Source organism: Collinsella aerofaciens (genome assembly GCF_015552075.1).
Taxonomy (GTDB): domain Bacteria; phylum Actinomycetota; class Coriobacteriia; order Coriobacteriales; family Coriobacteriaceae; genus Collinsella; species Collinsella aerofaciens_Y.
This window is the reverse complement of sequence record NZ_JADNDZ010000007.1, coordinates 25,639-51,722: the sequence shown is the minus strand read 5'-3', so window position 1 is coordinate 51,722 and position 26,084 is coordinate 25,639. Positions and strand designations below refer to the sequence as shown.

The window sequence follows — 26,084 nt, the reverse complement described above, 5'->3', positions numbered from 1 at the left end:
AGAGAACGCTCCCGCAAACTGCCTCTTGACAACTTATAGGAGCGTCGGTTTTAGTATTGGTTATGCGGGTTGTGCTTGGCTATTGCAAAAAAGTCTACTCACTTAGATTTGAGGGTCGTTTGTTGGCGCCTATTCGCGCTTGTTTGCCGACGTCGCGACCATCAGAAGCCCCTAGGATCCTGCGGTAGGCGCTTCTTGCCCTTGCGGGCACGGTTTCTAAAGTTCTCGACGGCCTCTTCCATGCCCAGAGGCACATAGGCGAGCTCATCGAGGTTATCGGGCAGGTAGCAGGCTAGGCTTTGCTCCTGCGCGCGCCCCGCCGCGAGCTGTTCATCGCTGGGCTGCGCTCCAGGTGTGGCGCAAATGCCATAGACGGCGGCGCCCATCTCGCGCGTGCGGCGCTCGTACTCGGTCTCGGGATGCTCGGGATGGTCGCGGCGGACGTTGTCGCTTACCCAAAGCGTGTCGTAGCCGGCCGCGGTAAACTGCCCTAGGGCGTAGTCGCGCAATGGCTTGCTGTCGGTGCGCAGCGTGACGGTGGCGCCGGCTGCAAAGAGCGGGCGGTAGAGCATCAGATGGTCGACATGGACGAGTCGTTTTTTGGCGTACTTGGCCTTGGGCTGCGGCGTGGGAAAGTTAATGGTGATGACATCGAGCTCGCCTTCGGCAAACAGCTGCGGCAGCGATGCGGCGCCTCGGGGCAGGACGAGTGCGTTGGTCAGTTCCTGCTCGCAGATTTTCTGTGCGGCATAGGCGATGCAGATGGGCTCCTGGTCCATACCGATAAAGAGGGTGTTTGGCTTGTGGGCCGCGCGCTCTACAAGGTACGTTCCCTTGCCGCAGCCAAGATCCAGGTGAAGGTGTTCGAATGGCTTGCTGCCAACTGGCGCACAGGCTTCACGCCAATCTCCGGCATAGGCCTCGGGGTTCGTCTCAATCGCATCGGCGTAGCGCTCCAGGCGCTCCTCGAGCACAAAGTTCTTAGGCGTGCGAACGTGGACGGCTCCCATGAGGCTCCTTGGTCATAAATATGGAACGCATAGCTGCGCGTTCCGTCAATGGGTTGAAAAGGGGTGGGCATTATTTGCCCGAAAGATGCGGTACGGCTCGACGGCGAGTCGTCGGTGCCTACAGGCGCTTGAGGATCACATAACGGTTGAGCTCGCCGCTGCGACCGTCGGCATGGAAGCGCTCAAGCTCGCGCACGGGGACCTCGCCGCTCTTGTAGAACGTACGGACGCCGCGCACCAGGTCGGTGATTTGCTGATCGTCAAAGTGATGGCAATAGCGGTAGGCGTGGCGGTCGTTTTGCCAGCCAATGAGGTGGTCGCCGGCTTCAAACTGCGCGGAATCGTAACCCTCAAACGGCGGGGTGAGCTCGGCGCGGGCCTCGGCTCGAACGGCCTTGCGCGCCATGCGCTCGTCGTTCATAAACTCCCAAAAGCTGATGGCGATGATGCCGCCTGGGCGCGTCTGGCGCACCAGGGCGTCGAGCACACGTACGCGGTACTCGCACGATGGCACGTGGTGCATAAAGCCAAAGCAGACCGAGATGTCGGCGAGCGGGGCGTCGAAAAGCACGTCGGGCGTCTCGGCGGGGTTGAGCTTCATGAGGGCGTCGAGCACGTCGAGTTCCTGGAAGTGCAGGTTGGGAATGCGAAGCGCGTGGCCATGTGCATCGATAGCCAGGTCTTGGCACGAGTCGACACCATAGAACTCAAACGGGCAGCTGGCATCTGCCGAGGGGTTTGCGCCGTCGACGCCCTTGGCGGCAAGTGCGTCGCCGGCGGCAAAGTTCTCGAATCGCATATTGCCGCAGGCAAGATCGAAGACGCGGACGGGATGCTCGATCGTGGCGGCGTTGAGCTGCCCGAGCGCGATGTCCATGGTGCGCACCCAGCCGGGCCACGGGGCCTGGCGCGTATCGGAAAAGGAAGCGGAGTGCTCGCGATAGAACGTATTGTTGAGCTGGATGAGCGATGAGGCGAAATCGCGGTTCACGGCGCGGAACTCCCTCCGTTGGCGGTGCGGAATAAACAGTACGACCATACTACCGTTAACGCCGCAACGGGGACAACCGAGCCGTGGGTCATTGCTTTGTTTGGACACATTTCCGCAGCTCATATGTGCCCGCAACCGCCGGTTGTCAAAAATCTCACTAGAATAGGTGGCATGCTTTTGGCGGTGGCGGATAGATTTTTAACTGTGCAAGGCGCCTTAAGAAGAAAAACGGTCCGGCGGCACGGCTGGCATCACATAGGAGGAACCATGAATGTAGAAACTGCGCAGCGGCTCGCCGACCTTCGTCGCAGCAAGGGTTTTAGCCAAGAAGGGCTCGCGCGAAAGCTGGGGCTGTCGCGCCAGGCGGTCAGTAAATGGGAGCGCGCGGAGAGCTCGCCCGATACCGAGAACCTGATCTCGCTCGCTAAACTCTATGGCGTGAGTTTGGACGAGCTCCTCAATCCGAGTGACGAGATCGAGGACGATATCGAGTTTGAGAACGAGGACCGCGCTCGTCAGCGCGAGGCCGAGGCGGCAGAGCGTGCTCGCACCCATGAGGCGGCGGCGCGCGCTACCGAGGCGGCAACGCAGGCGAGTGATGCTGCGGCCAAGGCGGCGCAAGCGGCAAGCTGGAGTGCGCAGGCCGCCAATGCCGCTACGGCGCAGGCGACGAGTGGCGGCGCAGTTGGTTCGACTCCGGTGAAGGGCCCGTTCCAGTCGTTCCCGTATTGGGCCGTGTGCTGGCTGCTGTTCTTTTTACTGATGTTCCTGGTTGGTGCCAGCCCCTTTCCCGCACTGATCTTCTTTACGATTCCCATCTATCACTGGGTGGCGCGTGCGCTCGATGGCGATTGGGCACGCGGGGATATCCAGGTTGGTCTGGCACCGGTGACGGCTAGGACTCAGGTGCAGGATGCTTCCGCTGCGGTTGATGCTGACGTGGCTACCGCGACTACCGCTGAGCCGGGCTCCAAAGAGGGTGATGAATGATGAAGCTTTCGCATGAATCCAAGGTACGCTTGGGCGTTGGCATCGGAGCGTTTGTTCTCATCATCGGGCTTGTCTTTGGCACTTCGCGGCTATTGGTTCATTCCGATATGGTGCGTACGACCGGTATTCTATCTGGCCATTTGTCTGATTTTGACGATATGTTTGACGAGGACGATTCCTTGAATAGCGGTAACTATTCTGCTCGGCCTCAGCAGCTTTCGAGCACGACTTTTGATGCCGATGAGTTCCGCTACCTCGATTTCGATATCGCTGCGGCTACGGTGGACGTCAAGGTTGTTGATGGCAACAAGGCTCGCGTTATCGAGCGGGGACGCGTTGCCAATGGTATGGATGCCTCCAAGGCCGCGACGCAAAACATCGCATCCGTCGAGGACTCGACGCTCAAGGTTTCCCAGTTTGGAAGTGATGACGGTAAGGCAATCGATCGCTCGGTTACGGTCGAGCTGCCGCGCCGTGTTGCCGAACATCTGAAGGGAGTCAACGCGCACGTGGGCTCGGGCGATCTGCAGATTGCCGGTGTCACCTGTGATGGTTTCGACCTTTTCCTGGGTGCGGGAGATGTAGAGTTTACGGGCAGCGTGACTGATGCGCTCAGCGCTGAGGTCGGTTCGGGCGATGTGACATTCGAGCTCTACCAGGCCCCCGCGAAGTCGATGGACGTGAGCGTGGGCTCGGGCGATGTGGAGATGACGGTTCCGAGCTCTACGGGCTTTAAGGCGAGCCTCACCTTGGGCAGTGGCGACTTCGAGAGTGATTTCCTTCCGCTTGGCTACGACGGCGAGACCATTTTGAATCTTGAATTCGATAACGGCGATAAGTCTGCCACGTATCGTTTTGAAGTCGATTCGGGCGACATGTCGTTTGATTCGGAGTAGTGAGGCAGACGAAAGCCTAGGCGAAGACATAGACGCGCTGTTTGATGAAGGCGCCGAAGCCGAGATCGGCTTCGGCGCCTTTGCCTTTACAATGGGGACATGGAACAGATTATCTTGAACATACTCGAGGCTCTGCGTCGCGGCGAGACCGTGGACGACAAAGCGCTCGTCAAACTGATACATGCCGAGGCGCGCCGTGAGGGTGCCGACAAACGCGATTTGGCCAAGCGCCGTCTGCTGCCGTTCTACCAGCGGGTTAAACGTGAGGAGCCGGTTCGGTGGGCTGCGTGGAATGTCGATTCCGATCTGGAGCGTCAACTGCTGCAGGTCCTGCGTATGAAGCCGCGCCGAACGGCCTCGGGCGTGGCGACCATTACCGTCATTACCAAGCCCTGGCCATGCTCGGGCGATTGCCTGTTTTGCCCCAACGATCTGCGCATGCCCAAAAGCTATCTGCACGCCGAGCCGGCGTGCGCCCGTGCGGAGCAAAACTGCTTCGACCCGTATCTGCAGGTGAGCGCTCGTCTGACCGCGCTTTCGCAGATGGGACATGCGACCGACAAGATAGAGCTCATTGTGCTCGGCGGTACCTGGAGCGACTATCCGCAAGGGTATCAGACGTGGTTTATGTCGGAGCTTTTCCGTGCGCTCAATGACGATGCCGTCGCCGGTGTGGCGGCAAACCCCATGTTGGCGCGTCCGGGCATCAGCCGTGCCGAGGCAGGGCGCCTGCTCGATGACGCTCCCGCCGATGCCCTGCCGCCGGTGGTAACAGAGCGCCGCGAGCGCTATCGGGCTGCCGGCATTGCGACCGACGAGGCCGAGCTTGCGAGCGGCGTTGCCGACGAGCAGGGGCGTGTGGATGCTGTCGTTGGTGGCTATAACCGCGCAGTGCGTCGTCTGTACGGCTCCGGTACGCCATGGGGCGAGGCTGCCGAGTGGCAGACGGCAACGATGGAGGAGCTTGAGCGTCAGCAGCGCATCAACGAGACGGCGAAGCATCGCGTGGTGGGGCTCGTTATCGAGACCCGCCCCGATGCCGTGACGCCACAGGCGCTCACGCTCATTCGTCGTCTGGGCTGCACCAAGATTCAGATGGGCATCCAGAGCCTCGACCAGCATTTGCTCGATATCAACGAGCGTCGCATTTCGGTGGCTCAGATCGAGCAGGCGTTTTCGCTTGCGCGCCTCTTTGGCTTTAAGATCCATGCGCATTTTATGCTCAACTTATTGGGCGCCACACCCGAGGGGGACAAGCGCGACTACGAGCGCTTTATGACCGAAGGGGCCTTTATGCCCGACGAGGTCAAGGTCTACCCGTGCGCGCTCATCGAGGGCTCGCGTCTGGTGGGCTGCTATGAGCGCGGCGAGTGGCGTCCCTATACCGAGGAAGAGCTGCTCGATGTGTTGGCCGACGACATCGTGGTGACGCCGGCGTTCTGCCGCATCAGTCGCATGATCCGCGACTTTAGCTCCGACGACATCATGGTGGGCAACAAGAAGCCCAACCTGCGTCAGCTCGTTGAAAACCGCTTGTCGGCTCGTGGGGAAGGCGCGACAGTGCGTGAGATTCGCTATCGCGAGATTAGCACGGCGGGCGCCGACTTGCATGAGCTGACCCTTGACGAGGAAGTGGCGTACGAGACGCCGGTGACGCACGAGCGCTTTTTGCAGTGGGTTACGCCGCAGGGCAAGATCGCGGGCTTTTTGCGTCTGTCTCTGCCCGATCGTGCTTTTGTTGCCGCGCATGCGGATGAGTTGCCGACGACACCGGACGAGGCGATGATTCGCGAGGTGCACGTGTATGGCATGGCGGCGCGCGTGGGAGATCAAGGCCAGGCAGCCCAGCACCATGGATTGGGGCGTTTGCTCGTAGAGCGTGCGTGCGAGATTGCCCGGGATGCGGGTTATACGCGTATCAACGTGATTAGCGCAATCGGTACGCGCGAGTACTATCGCCATTTGGGTTTTTGCGACCATGGACTCTATCTGCAAAAGGAGCTCTAGATGAACAAGCCGAGTGTTTCTGCTGGCGTCGTTGCCGGTGTTGCTCTGGGAGCCGCGGCGCTTGGTGCGGCCGCTGTCGCTGTTCGTGCTGCCTGTCTGCAGGTTGCGCGAACCCGCAATGGGTTGGCGCGTGTGAAACGCGTGCACGATGAGGGCGGCGACGAGATTCGCGTGTTGGTGCAAGGCAGCGTCTACCAAAGCGCAAGTTACGTTGGTGAGCGTTGGGCGGAGCCCGTCTTTGCGTACTATCGTGCGTTTGACGACGTGTTTGAGTCCGAGGATGCGATGCGTGATGCTTATGGTCACGGTATCAACCGCATGCTTATGCTGGGTGGCGGCGGGTTTGCCTATCCCAAGTTCGCGCTGATGTCGCACGAGGGCTTGCGCATGGACGTCATCGAGTATGACGGAGAGATTACGCGCCTGGCGCGCTGCTGGTTCTATCTGGACGAGCTGGAGTGCACGGCGGGCGATCGCCTGCGGGTGATAACCGCTGAGGCTCGCTCTTATCTGGGCGTGACGAGTGTTGGTCATCGTCGCTACGACGTGGTCGTGAGCGATTGCTTTGGCGGTGCCGAGCCCGTACGCGAGCTGGCGACGGTTGAGGCGTTGCGTTTGGTGCGGGGCAGCCTAAATGTCGGTGGCGTCTACGTTGCCAATATCGTAAGCACAAACGAGGGGAGCGATGTGACGTTCCTGCGCGACTGCGCTGCCACGGCACTCGAGGTATTCGCCCATGTCTGGGTGGTCCCCTGTGGCGATGCGGAGTTCGGCGGCGAGGAGAACTACCTGCTCATCGCCAGCGACGGCGACTATGTCTTTGCCGAAGCCGTGCCCTTCGACGCCGACTTCCTCGGCACCGCCCTTCACGACAAGTAAGTCTCTCCGTCCCAAAAAGACTGGTCTTAGGCGTGGTCGCGCCAGCTGAGGACGCGCTGCTTCATGCCCTCTATGTCGAGCACGCCTTCGGCAAAGCCCTTGCGCACGAGCTCTTCGGGAACAAACTCGTCGTAGCGGTCAAAGTAAGGCACCTCGCCAGGATAGACGAGCTCGATGGGATCGAAGTCTTTCTCGGCCTCGGCGGCGAGTACCTCAAAGAACGTCTCCTCGTCGGCCTTCATCTTAAACTGCATAAAGTACGGGCGTGACGGGTCGAGTCCGCGAAGGCCCAGCTCCGCGGCACATTTAATCTTGAGCATGCGCTCGAGCGCCAAAAAGGCGTAGCTTCCCAACCAGGGGAAGAGCACCCAGGTGTCGCCGCCCAGGTTAATGAGCGGCTTGGTTCCCGCGCCCGAAATCTCGGCGGTATGACGAGCCTGCGCAAGGCGGGCCCGTGCGTTACCCATAAGGTACGGATATGCTGCGTGCTCGTTGAGCGCCTTGCGCATGCGCTCGAGTACGTGTGTATTGATATCACCGGGGCAGTCGCCAAAGTAGGCCGGCACCCGGCCCTTGACCTGCGTGGCAAAGACGGTGTGGCGCTTCCAGTCCACTTCCTCGACAATCCAGCAGTGTCCGGCGATGGCGATGCGCTCACCGGGCGGTGGCGGATTGACGATCGTGCCCAACTCGGCCGACTCACTGCGAACGGTGAACTCCTCGTTTTCCTGGAACACAGCGTAGAACTTAAAGTTGTTAATGATGCGCTCGCCCGCGAGGCCCACGATGAGCCCGCCGCCCTCGGTGACTTGGATATGGTCGATCTTAATGAGGTGACGCAGCAACACGCAATAGTCATCGGCCGAGATGCGATGAAAATAGCTGAGTGTGAGCACGCGCTGGGCAAGCTCTGCCGGCGTGAGTTCGCCGGTGCTGGCAAGCGTCGACATAGTCTGGTGGTAGAGCAGGCTGTAGGGGAGTCGATCGAGTTCGGGTGGCTCGACCCACTTTTCCTCGCGATAGAGTTGTACGAGCGCGATGCCCTGCAGGAGCTTCCACGGAATGGTCTCGGGCATCATCGTGCGCGGCTCGGGTTCTTCCTCGCGCATGACAAACCACATCTCGGGCGGAAGATCGCGGCGCCCCGTGCGGCCCATTCGCTGCAAAAAGGAGCTGACGGTAAACGGTGCATCGATCTGAAACGCACGCTCCAGACGGCCGATATCGATACCGAGCTCCAGTGTAGATGTGGTGACGGTTGTCTGTGCCTGCTCCTCATCGCGCATGAGCTCTTCTGCCGTCTCGCGCAGCGATGCTGAAAGATTGCCGTGGTGGATGAGAAAGCGGTCGGGCTCGTGCCGGCTCTCGCAGTAGCTGCGCAGCATGGAGCACACGGCCTCTGCCTCCTCGCGCGAGTTGGCAAAGACCAGGCACTTGCGGCCGCGTGTGTGCTCAAAGATATAGCCCATGCCGGGGTCGGCGTTGTCTGGCGCCGTGTCGGTGGGGTTGAGTAATGCCTGTTCGGGTGCTCGGGGGATGTCGACTTCGCCCTCGGGGGCCGACGAAGTGCGGCGATCCCTGGAGGTAGCCTTGTCCCGTGCCCGCTCACGACGTTGACGGCGCTCCTCTTGTGTGAGCTGTCCGCTGTGACGCATGTCTTGGGCGCCGGCGGGCAGTGCCGCGGGTGCCGCTGCCTCAATGCGCTCGCACGCAAGCACTTCGGCCTCTTGAGGACCCGTGCTCTCGAATCCTCGTTGTTGCGCCTGGGGACCCGAGTTGTAGAAGTGCTCCATGGAGATACGCCACACGCGGCGCGGCTCCTCAAAGCGGGGGATGATGCAATCGCGTCCTGTTCCCTGCGAGAGGAAGGCACCCGTACGCTCGGGGTCACCGATGGTGGCCGAAAGGCCGATGCGGCGGGGCTGCACGCCTGCCATGCGCGAGAGGCGCTCGATAAGGCAGAGCGTCTGACCGCCGCGGTCGCCGCGCATGAGCGAATGGACCTCGTCGATGACCACGTAGCGCAGGTCGCAGAACATGCGCGGGATCGCCATGTGCTTATGGATTAAGAGCGCCTCGAGTGACTCGGGCGTAATCTGCAAGATGCCGCTCGGTTTTTTTATGAGCTTAGCCTTGTGCGACTGCGAGACATCGCCATGCCAGTGCCAGACAGGGATATCGGCCTCTTCGCAGAGGTCGTTGAGACGGACGAACTGATCATTGATGAGCGCTTTGAGGGGGCCGATGTAGAGGGCGCCTACGCTCGCGGGCGGGTTCTCCCAAAACTCGGTCAGGATGGGAAAGAAGGCTGCCTCGGTTTTGCCGGAAGCCGTGGATGCCGTCAGGAGCACATTATCTTGCGTGTTAAAGATGGCGTCTGCCGCTGCAACCTGGATAGAGCGCAGACTCTCCCAATCGTGGGAGTAGATGAAGTCTTGGATAAACGGAGCATATCGGTCAAAGGCGTTCACGGGGCCTCCTCTCAAATACGAATCTCTTAACGCGGTGGCCAAGGGTTTGCTGCATTACCGCCTCAACGTTTGCCCAGATAAAACCTGCCAAAATAAACCTGTCCCTTTTTGGCAGGTTAGATGGTGAACTCGGCGAAGTTGCGGTCTTCGCTTGCGGTGTCGGTGTTGTCCGTTACGGCTGCCGGCGCCAGCGCGTCGCCACCGACGCTTTGCAGCAACTCGGCCACGTTAGCATCGGGGTTTTGGCATAGGATGTCGAGCAGCTCGATAAAGTCACGAATGACTTCACGCGGCGTTAAGTGCGTATCGGCTCCCACGCGGCCAAACTCAATCTTGAGGAAGTCCACCAAGTCGTTTTCGGTAAGCGAGGGCGTCCAGCCAAAGTAGCCGGCATGGATCTGCATGAGTTTTTCGATCAGCACCAGCAGTTCCTCATAGGTGAGTGGCTGTAGGCGGATGATGGGCGCGAGCATGTCCTTAAGGTCCTCGCGCGCAAAGCGGCCCTGAGCGAGTCGGCTGCGCAGGGCTTCGTAGGAGAACACGCCGCGGCGGCGGTCTTCGATGGAGGTTGGCGTGCCGCCCATAATCATGCCCAGGTACTGCGCTTTGCCCTGAAGCGTGTCGTTGTACATGGTCAGGATTTTCTCGTAGTTGTACTGGCGCGTGATAGCGTTGGGAATCTTATACAGATTCACGAGCTCGTCGATGAGCACCAGCATGCCCTTGTAGCCGCTGCAAACCAAAAAACGAGCGATGAGTTTGACGTAGTCGTACCAGTCGTCATCGCTGATGATGGTTGAGGAGCCCAGCTCGGCGCGTGCCTCACTCTTGGTGCGGTACTCGCCGCGAATCCATTTGGTCACGCGGCTCATAGCTTCTTCGTCGCCCTCGGATACGGCCGCGCGGTAGCGGCGGAGCATACGGGAGAAGTCGAAGCCGTGGACCATTTCCTCGAGCGGGGCCAGTTGGGCATTGACGGCAGACTCATCGGCATCGGCACACGAGGCGACCCAGCGATCCAGGATAAGGTTGAGTGCACCGCCCTCGGGGCGCGTTTTAGTCGATATGTTGCGGATGAGCTCACGGTAGGTGGCAAGGCCCTGTCCCTGGCCGCCCTGCAGGCGGCGCTCAGGGGATAGGTCGGCATCGGCGACGACGAATCCCTCGCCCATGGCGTGCGTGCGGATGGTCTGGAGCAAAAAGCTCTTGCCGGCTCCGTAGCGACCGACTAAAAAGCGGAAGCTCGCGCCGCCATCGGCGATGAGACTCAAATCGGTGAGCAGGGCGCGAATCTCGACCTCGCGTCCCACGGTGATATAGGGAAGGCCGATGCGCGGGACCACGCCGCCCTTGAGCGAGTTAAGGATAACGGCAGCGACGCGTTTGGGTACACGGGGCGCTGCGGATGCGGTATCACTCATGGTCTAGGTATCCTCTCACGTCTGCTTCGTAGTCCTCGATAATCTGCGGCCCTGCCGCGCTAAATTCAATTACGGTGTCGCCCACCAGGTCAAAGAGCGCCTCGTTGATGCTGTCGACGAGCATGTCCTCGCTCTGCCCCGATTGCACTACCGCCGATTCCGCCTGTACTGCGTTGTGCTCGAGCAGCGCGCGGAGATAGGCGTCTGCGGCAGGCGTGAGTTCGTTCGTGGCGTCAGCGGGCGCAACAGCTGCGAACGCGGGCGTCGGCGCGAGAAGCGGTGCCACGACACCAAACTGTTCGGTGGATATGGTTGGCTCGTCGGTCTCGTCCTGCCGAATGGGTGCCGCGACCGCCTCGACAATCGCGTCGGCTACGGGCTCGGCTTCCGGTTGCCCTGAGTCCGCTGCCTCGGCTTCCACAGGTGCGCCGTCCTCGCGCTCTTCGTCGACTAAAAGTGCTTCGCGCGTTTGCGCAGCGGCGCTCCGAATGTGCCCCAGCTGAGTCAGGTCGATATCGATCTTGACGGGCTGGTGTGCGGCGTCCCACGAAAGCCATGCCACAATCTCGTCATCGATAATCTTGGCCAGATATTTGGGGACCTTTTCTTCCTTAAGGGGATGGGCGGGGTCCAGCGCCAGGCGCAGGCGTTGGTCGCAGGCGCGCATCATTTCACCGAGCTTGCTGCTCTTTTGCCTACTACCATGGATACGCATACATTCCCAAAAGCCGTTTTGGCAACGGTAGATATGGATGGGATCCAGGCGGTATTCGCAGTTCTCGTGGCGCTCGGGCGCAAAGAATACGGCCGAGGCAAACATGGTGTAGGGCATGGCCGTCTCCTCCCCAAACAAGCTCGCTACGATGCCGGTCTTTCGATGCGTGTCATAGTAGCGCGCCATGCGGACATACGCGGCGCATGCCACGTGGCGCAGATCGCGGTGGTGGCTGCGGTCGAGCCGCGAGTTACTTAGGTTGTACGTGGAGAGGGCGTTGATGGCGGCCATGAGTCGCTCCTCGCGCACCTCATCGGGCGGAAGGGGGAGCGTGGGCTCGGAGGTTTTGCGACGTTTGGGGGTCTGGTCGGACGGTGCCGGTGCCGGTACAAGGTCTCGTGCCGCGCGCCGCAGCTCGATAAGGGCGTTATCGAACATGACGGTTTTAGAGTCGCGGAGCAGCTTGGGGTCGAGCCCATGGAATACGGCGTAATCCTGCAACCACACGCGTGCAAACCGATCAATGCCGGGCTCGAAGGCGCGATAGACATCCCAAAAGGCCTTGATCTTGTTAAAACCGTCGAGCGGGTCATCTACGCCAATGCCGCAAATCAGCTCATAGAGATACAGAAAGGCAAAGGACGTAGACGTTTCCTCGACGGTTCCGCGGCGCACTTGGGCACGCCAGGTAAAGTAGCCGCGCAGCTGCCGGTCGCTCATGGCGTTGTAGGTGGGAAAGTACGACTTAAAGGTGCCGTTGTAGGGACAGTCGTCCTCAAAGTCGGCCATCAGCAGGCCCTGGCGGTAAAAAAGCTCGGCTTCCGAAAGCCAGCGGCCCGCACCGCCCTTGGGGTCATCCTGCCAGCGCGATATCTCGCGCATTTTACGGTACTGGTCGGGGAGGAAATTCTGCATCTGTCGGCCGGTTTTGAGAATCGGCTCGTCTGCGTAGATTTCGTTTGAGAAGCGGGTGGACTGATGGGTCCGGGCCTCGGCCATAATGCGCTCGATGAGCATCTTGATGTCCTGGTCGGCCACCGCTTCTCCTCTCCTAACGCAGCTACGGTGACCTCATATCATAGCACAGCATCAAACAGATGTTCGAGATACCGCTGCGTTGATAGATTTAGAACAGGAGGGCGTAGATGACGGCGATGACGACGGAGGGGAGCATATTGGCCGTGCGGAAGGTCTGAGGACGGATGAGGTTGACGCCGACGCAGAAGATGAGCATGGAGCCTACGAGCGAAAGGCTGTCGAGGGCTGCCGTGGTCATGATGGGGGAGAGCGCGCCGGCAAACAACGTGATCGTCCCCTGGAACACGGCGACGGGCAGGGCGGAGAAAATGCAGCCGCGGCCAAGCGACGCCGTCATGGTGCAGACGATGATGCAGTCCAATGCGCCTTTCAAGGCAAGCGTTGACCAGTCACCGAGCAGACCGTCCTGGATCGATCCCACGATAGCCATGGCACCGATGCAGACGGTCAGCGATGTCGAGACAAAAGCGTTGGTGAACTCGTTATCGCCCTCACTGCCAGTCTTGCGCTTGAGCCATTCGCCAAGGTTCTCGATGGCGGCCTCCAAGTTGATGGCCTCGCCGATGAGCGAACCGAGCGCAAATGAGACGATGAGCATGGTGGTACCGGTGGTCGCTAGCGCCTTTCCATCGATGATGAGCATCTTTTGCATGGTGCCGCCCAGGCCGATAAACAGGACGCACAGCCCCGATGCTTTCATGAGCGTGTCTTGGATGCGCGGTGTAATGAAGCGGCCGCCCGCTAATCCCAAAAGACCGCCCGCAACTAAAAGCACAACGTTGATGATTGTTCCCAAGCCCGGCATGAGCCCTCCTGTATTGATGCCAACGTGGCAATCGTAGCAGAACGAAATGCGAGGCACATCGCGACTCATCTAATACGTTATATAAGTGGTGTTAGGAATGATGCGCAGCATTTAAGCCTCAGGTGGTTGTCGGGACATAGGGATAGTATTCAAAGCGCAGTGTCATAAGCCGCTGCGGGAATTCAATAGCCGCGGCGATGATATTGGCATCGCGGGCACGATCAAACCCTTCGAGTTCGATCTGATACGAGACGTCTTGCATAATGTCCAGACGCCGCCAGGCTAGGAGTGTGTCGCCATCGAATTCCAAGGTCTTGCCTCCATCTGGAGCAACGGCGTATAGACGCAGCTTGGCGGTGGTTGCAGGGTCGACAACCGTGACCTTTTTAATTTCGTTTCGAGTATTCTTGGCGCCCAACAAGGTGAGCAGTGTTGGGGCCACGACCTCGCCCGATGGCAAAAAGACGACTTCGATGGATTCGGGAAATGCGATGATGGCCGACTTGCGGACGGGTTGATTGGCGGCGGCAACTTCGATGTTCGCAGCGTCGATGACCTCTGTGTGGTCGAGCGCGGCAAGCACGCAGCAGTTACCTTCATCGATCTCTTGAGGATCAGCAAGCCCCAGACTGTCCGCGAGTTCGGAATCGTTTGGATCGGTAGCGGGTTCATTCGGTGCTTCGAGAGAAGCTGGGACGCTGTTTGTCGGCGACGGCGTGTCGCCCGCACCTGCTTCTTTGTCCGCGCTCTCTTCTTGTATGGTTGCGTTGATGGGTTCGTCGTTTGGGGGGAGCGTCTTGGCGTCAAACGCGGAGGGGAGAATTCCGATAGCTCCGGATCCGTTCCACTCCATTTCGAGAAGCGCCGGGTCGGCAAGAATGCGTTGCCTGCTTTGCGCGTGGGAATCGATTTCAAAAGGACCTGCCTCTATCCCTCGTGTAAGGCTGAGTGATCCGGCTGGCTTCTCGAAATGAGCGTCTGTGTCTTTGGTACTGACGGCGTAGAACAGCAGGGACGCTTCTCCCGCCGCGATGGCATCGGTGCCGGCTTTGGTCAGCCGCAATGATGCCGTGAATGAGAGGGTGGGCTGCGCATCGTCTGCATTCGCGGCGGCGACGCCCAGACATATACCGCCTCCTTTCTCAAAAAACGTACCGTCGAAGGCGACCTTCGCTCCGTTCGCCGAGTCATCGACCGAAGCGATGTCGATGCGCAGCTCTAAATTGCATGGATCGCCATCTGCATCGAGCACAGCCGAGCGCCACGTGCAGACGGCGCACCCCGCCCGGGAGCCGTTTGCCTTGTTCGAACGATCGATATCCACGACTATCGAGCCGTCCGTATTACGACGAAGACATCCCGAGGTCGAGATTGCGGCCTGTGCGATCGAAAAACGCTTGCACGCAATGGCGCTCGATGGATTTGGTGCGGAACTTAGGGCTGCTGGTAAAGAGTCTGCCATGACGGGAGCCGCCCAAGCGGCGACAGACGTTCCGGTTGCGAGCGCGCCGCAGAGTGCGACGACGGGCAAAAGGTTCTTCGATGCCATGGGGTCTCCTTAGCTAATTTAGTGCGGCCTGTCCGTGTTTTGTTTCTGGCTGCGTTTGATGTGCAGACCGAGGCCGGCGGTTCCCGCGCCTGCTGCTGTGGCGCCTGCTGCCAAGAGCCATCGTCTGTCGCCTGTCTGCGCCAACGGTTCCTCGCGGTCGCCGCGGTCGAGCTCCGAGAGGTCGACCGTCACTTGCGTGGCGGCCTGCGCCTGTTCTTGCTGGGCAAAGGCCATGGCTGGCCCAAACGCTAGGATGCTGACGGCGGCGGCCAGGGCGACGGCCTTATGCCGTGTGCGCACCGGGCTCGACCGTCCAGGTGATCGTTGCAACCTGATCGCCTTCGCCGGTTACGCGGAAGATGTCGCGCGTGACGCGGGCGACGTTTCCGCTTGTCTTGAGCTTAATTTTGTCCGTGCCGCCGGCAATGCCCTGGTAGCCCATGTCGAAGGCTGCGTTCTTGGAAAGATCGAGGCCCGTCTCCTGCATTGCGGCGCTGGCGTTTTGGAGTGCGCCGTCGGGGCCGACCTTAAAGTCGATGGAGTTCTGTGCGGTTCCGGCCTTGGCGTCGGCGGCAATGGTCCAGGTGTTCATGGCGTCGATCTTCATGTTGGTGACATGGATGCCGTAGGCCGAATGATTGTCGATGGTGGTCGCGTCTTCTGAGGGGCCCTGAAGCGTGCCGTCGGCCTTGGCGACGAAGGGAATAACCGTCGGAACTTTGAACTCAACGTTGTCGATCTCGGTCCTGACCATTACTTTCGTGGTTCCAACGCGCCCGGCTGCCATAGCTGGCGTCGGGACGGCGCCCATTGCGAGCGCGAGCGCGAGCCCTGCGCCCACGACGAGCGCTCTGGCTCCGTTCATGTTCCTGGTGATGTCCATGGTCGTTCCTTTCTATTCGCCGCGGGCCGTCCCCGCGATGATTGGACGAATGCTGGTGAATTGCGTGCGGTGTCGCGTCGACTGGAAAAGCTAGTTCTCGGTTTGCTCAACCCGCACCTTGACACGTGTCGGATTGCCGTGGCTGTCGAGGGTCTTGGCATCGAGTGCCTGGATCTCGATGTACGCCTCGCCTTCTTTGATGTCGCCGGCGGGGCACGTCTCGATTGTCTTACCGGTCTCGACCACACCGGATTCGTACATGGTCTCGTCGTTTTGGATGACGCGGAATCGCTGGGGAAATTTATTGTCTTGGACGTTTTGCACGTTGACGCGCAGCTTGCCGTCCTCCTGCAGCTGAGCGACCGGTGCGACCGAAATCGTCATCATGTTGTCGCGGACTATGGCGTCGAGCTCATCTTGGATTTCCTGACGCGTTTTGCCCTCGGCCGTCGTAACCGAAGCGCCCGCCTCGGGTACGGGCTGCGACTGCCAAGCGTATAGTCCTACGGCGACAAGGGCACAGACGATGGCCAAGCAGGCAACGATGAGCTTCTTGCGACGACCCAGGCCTGCAAAGTGGGGTGGCTTCTTCGCGCTCATGCGGCATCCTTGGCGGTATAGATGCGCGCAAAGGTGGACGGGTTCGCTCCAAAGAGCATGTGAAGCATCAGGCGGCGTGAGTAGACAAGCTCGTCGAAGTCGGGAGGGAGCTCGATGTCGTGGATATGCGCGATGCGGTGGGCGAGCGCCGAGAACGACTCGGGGTCGCAGATCACATCGGTGGTAACGTGGTAGACCGTCGTATCGGGGAATGCCTCTTCGTCGAAAGGCAGGAGATGGGGATCGTCGTCGACTTCGATGGCGATGCCGTACTGGGGCCAGTAATATGCCATGGGAACCTCCCTGCTTCTGGGGCCAAAACTTCTGTCGGTTTTGGCTGTCGATGCCGACCGTATCAGCCGTTACTTGACCAATTGCTGACCAAATGCTTGACGGATTGGCGTCTCCGCAGGTAAAAGGCGGCAAAAAATACTCCAACTTTTTTCGAGCGGCAATCGCGCGGTCAGTGACGGCGGGGCCATATGTATTAAAAGCATCGTCTGCCGAGGAAATCCAGCCGCTCGCCGAATTGCACGAACGTAAAAATCGCCAATTATGGAGACGGTCTCGAACACGTCGACGAAACGATGCGGTAACATCTCCCTGCAAACACTGTAGTTAGCTAAAGGAGGAGTTCGCGTGTCTGTAACCATCAAACCCTTCACCGACGAGTTCGAAGAGTATGGCCGCGATGAATCTCGCGCATCGGGCGAAGCATCGAGCATCTCGTTTCCGACAACGGAAGACGAGGTCCGTGCCATTTTGGAAAAGCTCCATGCCGAGCGTGTCCCGGTAACGGTTCAGGGCGCCCGAACCGGCCTTGCCGCCGGTGCCGTGCCCCACGGCGGGCATATCCTCAATACTTCCCGTATGAATCGCTACTTGGGCCTTCGCCGCGATGAACAAGGCCAATTTTTGCTGCGCGTGGAGCCGGGCGTTGTGCTCTCGGAGCTGCGCAAGCAGCTGAGCAAGAAGGTGCTGCCGACCGCTGGTTGGGACCAGGCATCGCTTGAGGCCTACGAGGAGTTCCAAGAGGCTCCCGAGCAGTTCTTTCCCACCGATCCCACCGAGGCGTCTGCCTGTCTGGGCGGCATGGCGGCATGTAACGCCTCCGGTGCCCGCAGCTACGCCTACGGCCCCATGCGCCCACATATCACGGGACTCCACGTCGTGCTGGCTGATGGCGATTTGCTTGAGCTTCGGCGCGGCGAGGCTTTTGCCCAGGGCCGCCACCTGTCGCTCGTGACGGCAGCGGGCCGTACACTCGAGCTCGATCTTCCCGGCTATACCATGCCCAAGACAAAAAATGCTTCGGGCTATTTCGTTGCTGACGATATGGATGCCATCGATCTGTTTATCGGTGCGTGTGGCACAATCGGTGTCATCACCGAACTCGAGATTGCCCTGCAGGTGGCACCCGCGGTCGTTTGGGGCGTGAGCTGCTTCTTCGACAGCGAAGACAAGGCCGTGTCCTTCACCGATTCTGTGCGTCCCGTCCTGTCCCATGCGGCTGCCATCGAGTACTTCGATGCTGGCGCCCTGGATATCCTGCGTCGTCAGCGTGAGCAGTCGACGGCGTTTGCCTCGCTGCCTGCGCTCGACAAAGACGCCAAGGTCTGTGTCTACGTGGAGCTCGACTGCGACGACGAAGCCCAGGCGACTGAGGAGCTGTATCACTTGGGGTGGGTACTGGAGCTTGCGGGCGGCAGTGACGATGCGACATGGGTCGCGCGCACCGAGGTCGATCGCGAGTGTCGGCGATTCTTCCGCCATGCGGTGCCCGAGAGCGTCAACATGCTCATCGACGAGCGCCGCCGCATGGATCCCACCATCACCAAACTGGGTTCGGACATGTCGGTGCCCAACGCGCACTTGGCCGATGTTATCGCCCTCTATCGCCGCACGCTGGCGGAAAGTGGGCTTGAATCTGCCGCCTGGGGGCATATCGGTAACAACCATCTGCATGTGAACATTCTGCCGCGCGATGCACAGGATTATCGCCGCGGCGCAGAACTCTTTGCCCAGTGGGCTTCCGAGGTCACGGCCATGGGCGGTGCCGTCTCCGCAGAACACGGCGTCGGCAAGATCAAGGCGGGCTTCTTGGAGACGATGTACGGTCACGAGGCCATGGTCGAGTCGGCGCGGCTCAAGCTCCAGCTCGATCCTGCCGGGCAGCTGGGTCGCGGTAACCTGTTTTCGGAGAAGCTCTTGGATGAGCTCGTCCAGAAAGGGGGCGCGTGAAGATGAGCGATTTCCATATGGTGGTGTGCGTCAAGGCCGTGCCGGGCAGCACTGAGGTCAAGATGGACCCCAAGACCAATACCATCGTGCGCGATGGCAAGCAGGCGGTCATTAATCCCTTTGATGCGAGCGCTTTGGAATGCGCGCTGGCGCTGAAGGACGACTTTATCGGCTTTGGCATGGATGTGCGCGTGACGGTGGTGTCGATGGGCATCCCCGCGACCGAGTCGCTGCTGCGCGACTGCATCGCTCGAGGCGCCGACGATGCGCTGCTGCTGACCGATCGCGCCTTTGCAGGTGCCGATACCCTGGCAACCACCTATGCCCTCAAGTGCGGCATCGAGGCGCTCGACGAGGACTTCGACCTGCTCATCTGCGGCAAGATGGCGGTGGATGGCGATACGGCCCAGATTGGTCCCGAGCTTGCCGGTGCCTTTGATATTCCCTGCGTGACCGACGTGAGCTGCGTGCAGAGCGCGGGCTTTACGACCTGTGGCTCGCTGGCGCTCGTTCACGGATGCGATGCTGGCGAGGAGACGGTGTACCTTGAGATGCCGTGCGCGATGACGACTGCCAAGGAGATTGGCCAGTTGCGTATGCCGAGTATTGCCGGTATTCGCGCGGCGGAGGAGGCGGACGTGCGCGTGGTCAGTGCCGCCGACGTGAACGCCGACCCCGCGCGTTGCGGTCTTGCCGGGTCGCCGACACAGGTCGTGCGCTCGTTTGTGCCCGACCGTGACCAAACGTGCGAGGCCGTTGAGGGGACGGCGTCCGAGCAGGCGGCAAAGCTTGCCAAGATTATCGAGGGGATGGCATAGATGAGCGGACTGATTATCGATAGCGAAGCCTGTATCGGCTGCGGTCGCTGCGTTCGCGCCTGTGCCTCGGGCGGCATCGTAGTGGAAGGCGAGCGACCCAACCGATGCGCCCGCGTAACTGACGGCTGCATCCTATGCGGTGGGTGCGTCGACGCCTGCCCCGTCAATGCTATCTCGATCGAGCGTGACGAGGCCGCTGGTGCGGTGGACCTTGATGCATATCGAGACATTTGGGTCTTCGTGCAGACTGACGAGCACGATGCCGTGGCTCCCGTGGCCTACGAGCTCATGGGCAAGGGGCGCGAGCTTGCCGATGCTCGCGGCTGCCGTCTGGTGGCACTGGTCGGCATGAGCCCCGAGGGCTCGCTTGGGGACCTGGAGCATCTGGTTTGCGCGGGCGCCGACGAAGTCCTGGTCTGTCGCGACGAGCGCCTGCGCCAAAACGATGCGGAGGTCTACGCCCGCTTGATCTGCGATTTGGCAGCCGAACGCAAACCCGAGGCCATCCTATATGGTGCAACCGCTTTTGGTCGCGAACTGGCACCCGGCGTTGCCGTGCGTTCGCAGACGGGTCTTACGGCCGACTGCACCGTGCTTTCGATGGATGCGGAGTCGGGCCTACTGCAGCAGACGCGCCCGGCGTTTGGCGGCAACTTGATGGCCACCATTATCTGCCCCAATCATCGTCCCCAGATGGCAACGGTGCGTCCCGGCATCTTTGGAGCGCCCGAGTTTGATTACGGCCGCTCTGGCACGATTACCCAGGTATCGCTGGCGGATGATGTTAAGGCCCGCGTCAAGATCTCGATTCCAGCCGAGGAGTGGGGGCAGCAGGCATCAATTGCCGATGCCGAGCGCCTGGTCGTGGTGGGCCGCGGCATTGGCTCCAAGAAGAATCTGCCTCTGATGCGAAAGCTCGCCGATGCGCTGGGTGCCGAGCTTGGTTGCACGCGTCCCGTCGTGGAGGCGGGTTGGCTGGAGTACCGCCACCAGATTGGCCAGACCGGCGTGTCGGTTTCGCCTAAGCTCCTCGTGAGCATCGGCGTTTCGGGTGCTATCCAGCACCTAGCCGGCATCGGCGGCGCGGAGTGCATCATCGCCGTCAACGAGGACCCGGATGCTCCCATCTTTGGCGCTGCGCAGTACAAAGTTGTCGGCGACGCCGTCGAAGTCGTCGAGGAGCTCCTGGCCCAGCTCGAGCGCTAGGCGCGCGCCAGCCAGTCGCGCATCTCGTCCTTTAAGCGCTCCCAGGTCGCTTGCGTGGCGGGATCGGTAAAGGGGCGCACAATGCCAAAGGGTGCGTCGAGCAGGCGGTAGATATCGCCCTGCTCGCGCGCCAGCGCGCGGCTTGCCGGATAGACGAGCTCAAACATAAAGCAGATAAGCCCCACCAAGAAGTCGGCGGGCTCATCGCGTTCGTCGCGTGCGACGCAGCGGTGCTCGTCAAAGGCGGTAAGCGCCGGTGTCGAGAAGCGGCTGGCGAGAAATGTGTCCTCATCAACCTTGAGGATGGTGTCGACGGTGCTGTCGGCGATGGCGCGCATAATGTCAATCTTGTCACCATCGCGCACGATATCGCAGAAGCTCCGCGTGCGCTCGTCGAGCTGCGCGGGTAGACGGAAATCGCTGTGATAGGCAATGCTCGCTCGGATGAGCTCATCTTCTGCTGGGTCATCGATAAAGTCGCGGATGCTCGTTACGGCGGGCGCATTGGCGGGATTCTCGCCAAAGAGGACTTCGACGCCCAACGCCGCATGGCTCATGCTTTCGGCATCCTTAAACGTGTCCCAGCGTCGCAGCTGTTCAAAGCGACCCATATCGTGCAGCAGGCCGCAAAGCCACGCCAGGTCAATGTCCTGCGGTGACCAGCCCTGCTCGCGCGCTACGGCATCGCATGACTCGGCCACGTGGTACGTATGCTCGATTTTGAGCGCGATGCGTGGGTTGGTGGCGTCGTAGGCATCGGTGTAGCTTTTGAAGGCCGCGCGCGCCCGGTCTCGATCGATAGCTGTCATAATGACTTCCTAAAAAGTTGTGTCTTTCGATCCGGTGGCAATTGTAGGTGAACTCGGTTGCTGTCGGATGATGATTCTGCCATGTCGTTACATGCGGCTCGGAGACCTTGTCAGGATGAGAAGCGTATGGTGCTCAAAATCGTTAGAACCGTCTGGCCGGTGATGCTTACCTATGTTGCGATAGCCGCGTCGTGCGGAATGATCATGGGGCAGACGGGAATGGAGCCCTGGATGGTCTTTGCTCTGAGCAGCACGTTTGTGACGGGCAGCGGGCAGTTTATGATCTGCAACCTGTGGTTGGCGGGTGTGCCTGCAGCATCGATCGTCGCGAGCGTCGCCGCAATCTCCTCGCGTTTTGCGCTTTACTCGGCATCGATCGCGCCGCATCTGAGGGGTGCCTCGAAGCGTCAGACGCTGGCTGTTGCCGCGACACTTACCGAGGAGGCATACGGCATCTCGCTTGCCAAGTTGGTTGAAGGGGAGGATTGGGGCCCGCGTGAGTCCTTCGTGCTCAACGTGATCCTTATCGCAACATGGGGCGTTTCGTGTACGACGGGCGCCATCGTCGGCGCCGTTGTCGATGTTCCCACCGCTATCGCGGGTTTTGTCTGCACCTCGCTCTTTATCTGCCTGCTCTTTTCGCAGCGACTGTCGAGCGGCAATGTCGTAGCTGCCAGTTTGGCTGCGGTGTCCGTTGCCATATGCAAGTTCTTGGGGTGGACGAATATCGCCGTGCCGGTAAGCGTGCTCGTCGGCGTTGCCGCGGCGCTTGCGTGCGATGCTCTCGCCGAAGGAAGGGGTGCTCGCGATGCCCGTTAATGAGTTTTTGGTCCTGTGGCTGTCGTCGTGGGCGGCCATCGCATTTTTCCGCATTGCCCCGGCGTTTGCGTTGCGCGGGAGAACGCTGTCGCCCCGCGTTACCGAGGCCTTGGGTTATATTCCGCCCGCCGCCTTCGCGGCGCTGGTCGCTAATGATTTGATAAACCCCGGCGCTTTTGACGCCGGCTTGTGGCGAGGCTTGATTCCCTGGATTGCGGCCGCCGGCGTCGTGGCGGTGGCAATTAAGACAAAGTCGATGTTGTGGTGCTGCTTCTCGGGCATCGTGTTCTATATCGTTTTGAGTCTTGTATAAAAGCAGGGCGCGCTTACCGTCCTGGCCAACGAATCGAATTTCTCACCGAGCCGGCCTGCTTCTTCTGGTACCATGGTCAAACTTTACTGTAGCAAAGCGTGACGTGGGCTTTTGTTCTGCGTCAGCGGAAATGGGGGTTTCATGGCACAGGAAGCAACCGCCAACGAGCAAAAGAAATTCAGGGTCCCGCGCATCCCGGGCGACATCATGATTTACCCGATGATCGTCGGTCTTTTGCTCAACACCTTCTGCCCGCAGGTCTTTGAGATTGGCGGCTTCTTTACGGCTGCCTGCCGCGGTGGCTCCAATACCATCGTCGCCGCGATCCTGCTTTTTGTGGGCGCCGGCATCAGCTTCAAGTCCACGCCGGACGCCATCAAGACTGGCATTGTCGTACTGATTCCCAAGCTGGTCGTCGCAGCGGCTCTCGGCCTAGGCGTGGCATATTTCTTTAACGACAACTTCCTGGGTCTGAGCTCCGTGTCTATCATCGGCGGCATCACGTTTTGCAACATGGCGCTCTATACGGGCATCATGGGCGAGTTCGGCGATGAGTCCGAGCAGGGCGCCGTCGGTATCCTGTTCTTTACGGCCGGCCCCGCCGTCACGATGATCATCCTTGGTGTTTCGGGTCTTGCCAACATTCCCGTTGGTACCATCATCGGCTCCATCTTGCCACTCGTTATTGGCATGGTCCTGGGCAACTTGTTCCCGTTTATCAAGAACCTGCTGGTCCCCGGCGCCAATCCCGCGATCGCCGTTATCGGCTTTCAGCTCGGTGCGTCCATGAGCCTTTCGAGCTTTATCACCGGCGGTATTTCGGGTATCCTGCTGGGCCTCATCACGCTCTTTATCGTCGGTCCCATTACCTTTGCCTTCGAGCGCTTGTGTGGCGGCAACGGTAAGGCGGCTGTGGCATGCTCCACCATTGCCGGCACGGCCATGACCACGCCGGTCGCCCTCGCCGAGGTCGCTCCGCGCTATGCCGAGCTTGCGCCCACCGCGTATGCGCAGATCGCCACCGCCGTCATCATCACGGCAATCATGGCCCCGATTCTGACCGGCTGGGTCGATAAGAAGTTCTGCCAGGGCAAGGAAGACCTGTCGCCTGCCGGTGTCGAGGCCATCGAGGAGGCTGTCGCGGCCGACATCGATGGCGAGTAGCAATCGATACCCATCAATGATTCCGGCGTGCAACTCGCGCCGTTTGAGCGCCCGAACGAGAGCTGTCTTGCAGTGACGTTCGGGCGCTCTGCTATTATTCCCCTTACCCCTGCGGAGAAAGGGGCGTTTATTGCCCAGACACGAATCGGGCGATTCTGACCACTTGGATATTGAAGGGAGGGCGTCTAGTGGTTAAGGCACTCAAGATTGAGATATTCCTGCTATGCATGATTGTTCTTATCGGGCTTGCCGTACGAAGCCGTCGCTCCCTGTTCTCGAGCACCCAGCAGCTTTTGTTTAGCATGCTGGGCTACACGTCTGCTGCCTACATTTTCTTCGATATGATCTGGACGCTTTCGGATGGTGTGGACGGCACGTTGGGCATTGCAGCCAACTGGATTTCCAACGCGGTTTCGTTTTCGCTCTTCGCCATCGCGTGTCTCATTTGGTTTATCTATTCCGAGACGATGCAGGGTTCTCACCTTGTGACCTCGCGCTATAGGGTGGTGCTTGTAACGTTGCCTACGGCTCTGGTGGTCGTGCTGGCTTTTACCAGTTACTGGACGCACGCCCTGTTCTATATCGATTCGCAGGGCGTGTATCGTCGCGGCTTTGCCTATATGATCCAGCCCATTGTCAGCTACTGTTACGTTATACATACGTCCCTGCATGCGTTTGTGCAATCTCGCAGGGTCGAGAGCCTGCAGACGAAGGCTATCTATCGAACCTTAGCATTTTTCGCCATTCCGGCCCTGGTGGGCGGTACCTTTCAGATCGTATACTCGGTGCCTGGCCTTTGTGTCGGCATAATGATTAGCATGTTGCTGCTCTATATCATCTGCCAGGAGCAGCTCATCTCGACCGACCCGTTGACTGGCCTCAACAATCGCAACCGTTTTGAGACCTATATGCTGTCGCTCTTCTCAAATGTTGGTCATACGGACGATGTGTATCTTCTCATGATGGACGCTGACGGCTTTAAGCAGATTAACGATCGCTATGGACATGTGGAGGGTGATCATGCTCTTCAGGTCTTATCTGCTGCGCTCAAAAAGGTCTGCACGGCGTCTGGCAGCTTTATCGCACGTTATGGCGGCGATGAGTTCGTAGTCCTTCAAAAGGCGGCAGCGGAACAGGACATCATACGTCTGTGCGCGGCAATCAACGACGAGCTCGCGCGCGCCGAGGTGCCGTATCTGTTGCGGATGTCCATCGGCTACGCACGGGTCGGTGACGGCGTCGATACCTGGCAAGACTTGCTTCGCGCTGCCGACGCGGAGCTCTACCGCGTCAAGGCCGAGAAAAAGAAGGCCGGCGTCCAGATACGCTAGGAAAAGGGCGCACGCTGGCGTGCGTGGCGCCCCTCGGCTCACCGATGTACTCCATTAAGCTAAAGTATGTGAATCCCTTCTGCTAAATTAGGGCAGCTCGTTAGGCCTTTTTGGGCCTGTTGACGATGATGATGCCGCTGCAGACCAACAGCAGGGCAACGATGACGGTAACGGGGCTCGTGCCAGCGCCCTCGCCGAGCAGCAGCGCGCTCAGCACCACACCAAAGACGGGGTTCATAAACCCAAAGACCGAGACGCGGCTGACGGGGTTGACGGCAAGCAGGCGCGACCACAGCGAGTACGCGACGGCGGAAATGAGTGCCATATAAATGATGAGCGCGATGGCGGGGGCGATTTCGGTGGGGGACAACGTGCCGCCCATCAAAAACCCGATGGCGGTAAGGACCACGCCACCGACTAAAAACTGCCACCCGGCAAGCAAGACGCCGTCGTGCTCGCGCGAGAAGATGCCGATCAGGCAGGTCGATAGGGCGCCTGCAACAGTGGAAGCCAAGATAAAGCCCTCGCCGTCGAGCGTAAAGCCAAAGGTGCCGTCCGCGCCCGAAAGGTTGACGAGCGCGACGCCGGCAAAGCCCAGCGCACAGCCAAGCACCTTGGCCGTATTGAGCTTCTCGGTGTGAAATGCCAGGGCGGCAAAGAGGATTGCGAGGAAGTTGGCGCTGGCCTCGATGATGGAGCTCGACATGGCGCTGGCGCGCGAGAGGCCCAGATAGAAAAAGAAGTACTGCCCGATAGTCTGGAAGAGCGACAAGACAAAGATGGGCTTGATGTCGCGCGCTTGCGGTATGAGGGGGCGGCGTTGGGCCGCGCTCATCCCAACGATAACCAGGGCGCCGGCAAGCGTAAAGCGTAAACCTGCAAAGAGCAGCTGCGAAGCGCTATCGTGCGCTGGGATGCTAAAGAGTGCGTAGCCGATCTTGATGCAGGGAAAGGCCGATCCCCAGAGTGCACAGCAAACAAGACAGCCCAGGATGAGTCCGGGCAGGGTGGCGAGATACGGTTTGCGGCTTTCCATGATGTCCTTCCTACATGCGCGAAGTAAAAAAGAACCCGCCACCGGATGTGTCGGTGGCGGGTGTTGTTACCCGAAGGGATTGTACCTGATGG

General features: G+C 60.0%; 24 protein-coding genes. 11 read left to right on the top strand and 13 right to left on the bottom strand.

What is annotated here, in order from left to right:
• Positions 1-161: 161 nt before the first annotated feature.
• A complete protein-coding gene (gene trmB, locus I2D41_RS00510; RefSeq protein ID WP_195363194.1) occupies positions 162-1,010 on the bottom strand; it encodes a tRNA (guanine(46)-N(7))-methyltransferase TrmB in 849 nt (282 codons plus the stop codon).
• A 118-nt stretch (positions 1,011-1,128) separates the two neighbouring features.
• A complete protein-coding gene (locus I2D41_RS00505) occupies positions 1,129-2,001 on the bottom strand; it encodes a methyltransferase domain-containing protein (RefSeq protein ID WP_195363193.1) in 873 nt (290 codons plus the stop codon).
• Positions 2,002-2,268: 267 nt separating this feature from the next.
• Between I2D41_RS00505 and I2D41_RS00500 the strand changes: the two genes are divergently transcribed.
• The 4 genes from I2D41_RS00500 (at position 2,269) to I2D41_RS00485 (ending at position 6,773) form a co-directional block, all read left to right on the top strand.
• Positions 2,269-2,991, top strand: coding sequence for a helix-turn-helix domain-containing protein (locus I2D41_RS00500; RefSeq protein ID WP_195363192.1), 723 nt, complete (start codon positions 2,269-2,271; stop codon positions 2,989-2,991).
• A complete protein-coding gene (locus I2D41_RS00495) occupies positions 2,988-3,887 on the top strand; it encodes a DUF4097 family beta strand repeat-containing protein (protein WP_195363191.1) in 900 nt (299 codons plus the stop codon). The genes I2D41_RS00500 and I2D41_RS00495 overlap by 4 nt, the downstream gene beginning before the upstream one ends.
• A 99-nt stretch (positions 3,888-3,986) precedes the next feature.
• A complete protein-coding gene (locus I2D41_RS00490) occupies positions 3,987-5,894 on the top strand; it encodes an elongator complex protein 3 (protein WP_195363190.1) in 1,908 nt (635 codons plus the stop codon).
• On the top strand, positions 5,895-6,773 hold the full coding sequence (locus I2D41_RS00485; RefSeq protein ID WP_195363189.1) for a spermidine synthase: 879 nt from the start codon (positions 5,895-5,897) through the stop codon (positions 6,771-6,773).
• Between the two features lie 26 nt (positions 6,774-6,799).
• Here I2D41_RS00485 and I2D41_RS00480 read toward each other — a convergent pair whose 3' ends face one another.
• The 9 genes from I2D41_RS00480 to I2D41_RS00440 form a co-directional block, all read right to left on the bottom strand.
• Positions 6,800-9,244, bottom strand: coding sequence for a DEAD/DEAH box helicase (locus tag I2D41_RS00480; RefSeq protein WP_195363188.1), 2,445 nt, complete (start codon positions 9,242-9,244; stop codon positions 6,800-6,802).
• A gap of 116 nt (positions 9,245-9,360) precedes the next feature.
• Positions 9,361-10,665: an ATP-binding protein gene (locus tag I2D41_RS00475; RefSeq protein WP_161145013.1), complete on the bottom strand. Its 1,305-nt coding sequence runs from the start codon at positions 10,663-10,665 to the stop codon at positions 9,361-9,363.
• Complete coding sequence (locus I2D41_RS00470) at positions 10,658-12,418, bottom strand: TerB N-terminal domain-containing protein (RefSeq protein WP_271741609.1); 1,761 nt, start codon at positions 12,416-12,418, stop codon at positions 10,658-10,660. Before I2D41_RS00470 ends, I2D41_RS00475 begins: the two co-directional genes overlap by 8 nt.
• Before the next feature lie 88 nt (positions 12,419-12,506).
• Positions 12,507-13,223: a DUF554 domain-containing protein gene (locus I2D41_RS00465; RefSeq protein WP_195363187.1), complete on the bottom strand. Its 717-nt coding sequence runs from the start codon at positions 13,221-13,223 to the stop codon at positions 12,507-12,509.
• Positions 13,224-13,341: 118 nt separating this feature from the next.
• Complete coding sequence (locus I2D41_RS00460; protein ID WP_195363186.1) at positions 13,342-14,772, bottom strand: hypothetical protein; 1,431 nt, start codon at positions 14,770-14,772, stop codon at positions 13,342-13,344.
• Between the two features lie 18 nt (positions 14,773-14,790).
• Positions 14,791-15,072 carry a hypothetical protein gene (locus I2D41_RS00455; RefSeq protein ID WP_035137055.1) on the bottom strand — a complete coding sequence of 94 codons (282 nt, stop codon included), beginning with the start codon at positions 15,070-15,072 and terminating at the stop codon, positions 14,791-14,793.
• Entirely contained in the window at positions 15,056-15,655 is a 600-nt protein-coding gene (locus I2D41_RS00450) for a hypothetical protein (protein WP_195363185.1), read from the bottom strand. Before I2D41_RS00450 ends, I2D41_RS00455 begins: the two co-directional genes overlap by 17 nt.
• A 90-nt stretch (positions 15,656-15,745) precedes the next feature.
• Entirely contained in the window at positions 15,746-16,255 is a 510-nt protein-coding gene (locus I2D41_RS00445; RefSeq protein ID WP_195363184.1) for a hypothetical protein, read from the bottom strand.
• Complete coding sequence (locus tag I2D41_RS00440) at positions 16,252-16,548, bottom strand: hypothetical protein (protein WP_117746255.1); 297 nt, start codon at positions 16,546-16,548, stop codon at positions 16,252-16,254. Before I2D41_RS00440 ends, I2D41_RS00445 begins: the two co-directional genes overlap by 4 nt.
• A gap of 346 nt (positions 16,549-16,894) precedes the next feature.
• Between I2D41_RS00440 and I2D41_RS10165 the strand changes: the two genes are divergently transcribed.
• From I2D41_RS10165 to I2D41_RS00425, 3 genes are read left to right on the top strand one after another with little or no spacing between them, the layout of a single operon-like run.
• The gene (locus tag I2D41_RS10165; RefSeq protein ID WP_195363183.1) at positions 16,895-18,496 is read left to right on the top strand and encodes an FAD-binding oxidoreductase; all 1,602 of its coding nucleotides are present in this window, start codon (positions 16,895-16,897) and stop codon (positions 18,494-18,496) included.
• Between the two features lie 2 nt (positions 18,497-18,498).
• Positions 18,499-19,314, top strand: a complete 816-nt coding sequence (locus I2D41_RS00430) for an electron transfer flavoprotein subunit beta/FixA family protein (protein ID WP_117769804.1) — start codon at positions 18,499-18,501, stop codon at positions 19,312-19,314.
• The gene (locus I2D41_RS00425; RefSeq protein WP_195363182.1) at positions 19,315-20,520 is read left to right on the top strand and encodes an electron transfer flavoprotein subunit alpha; all 1,206 of its coding nucleotides are present in this window, start codon (positions 19,315-19,317) and stop codon (positions 20,518-20,520) included.
• On the opposite strand, the gene I2D41_RS00420 is transcribed toward I2D41_RS00425, so the two are convergent.
• Entirely contained in the window at positions 20,517-21,329 is an 813-nt protein-coding gene (locus tag I2D41_RS00420) for an HD domain-containing protein (RefSeq protein ID WP_195363181.1), read from the bottom strand. The genes I2D41_RS00425 and I2D41_RS00420 overlap by 4 nt on opposite strands.
• An 81-nt stretch (positions 21,330-21,410) precedes the next feature.
• Here I2D41_RS00420 and I2D41_RS00415 point away from each other — a divergent pair, with 81 nt between their 5' ends.
• From I2D41_RS00415 to I2D41_RS10160, 4 genes are all read left to right on the top strand, one after another.
• Positions 21,411-22,148, top strand: coding sequence for an AzlC family ABC transporter permease (locus I2D41_RS00415; RefSeq protein ID WP_324249155.1), 738 nt, complete (start codon positions 21,411-21,413; stop codon positions 22,146-22,148).
• Complete coding sequence (locus I2D41_RS00410; RefSeq protein WP_195363195.1) at positions 22,138-22,461, top strand: AzlD domain-containing protein; 324 nt, start codon at positions 22,138-22,140, stop codon at positions 22,459-22,461. Before I2D41_RS00415 ends, I2D41_RS00410 begins: the two co-directional genes overlap by 11 nt.
• A 141-nt stretch (positions 22,462-22,602) precedes the next feature.
• Positions 22,603-23,625, top strand: a complete 1,023-nt coding sequence (locus tag I2D41_RS00405) for a 2-keto-3-deoxygluconate permease (RefSeq protein WP_195363179.1) — start codon at positions 22,603-22,605, stop codon at positions 23,623-23,625.
• A 188-nt stretch (positions 23,626-23,813) separates the two neighbouring features.
• Positions 23,814-24,956 (top strand): GGDEF domain-containing protein, encoded by a 1,143-nt coding sequence (locus tag I2D41_RS10160; RefSeq protein WP_195361638.1) that lies wholly within the window; start codon positions 23,814-23,816, stop codon positions 24,954-24,956.
• A 100-nt stretch (positions 24,957-25,056) separates the two neighbouring features.
• Here the strand turns inward: I2D41_RS10160 and I2D41_RS00395 are convergent, their stop codons facing one another.
• A complete protein-coding gene (locus I2D41_RS00395) occupies positions 25,057-25,992 on the bottom strand; it encodes a DMT family transporter (protein ID WP_195363178.1) in 936 nt (311 codons plus the stop codon).
• Positions 25,993-26,084: the final 92 nt, after the last annotated feature.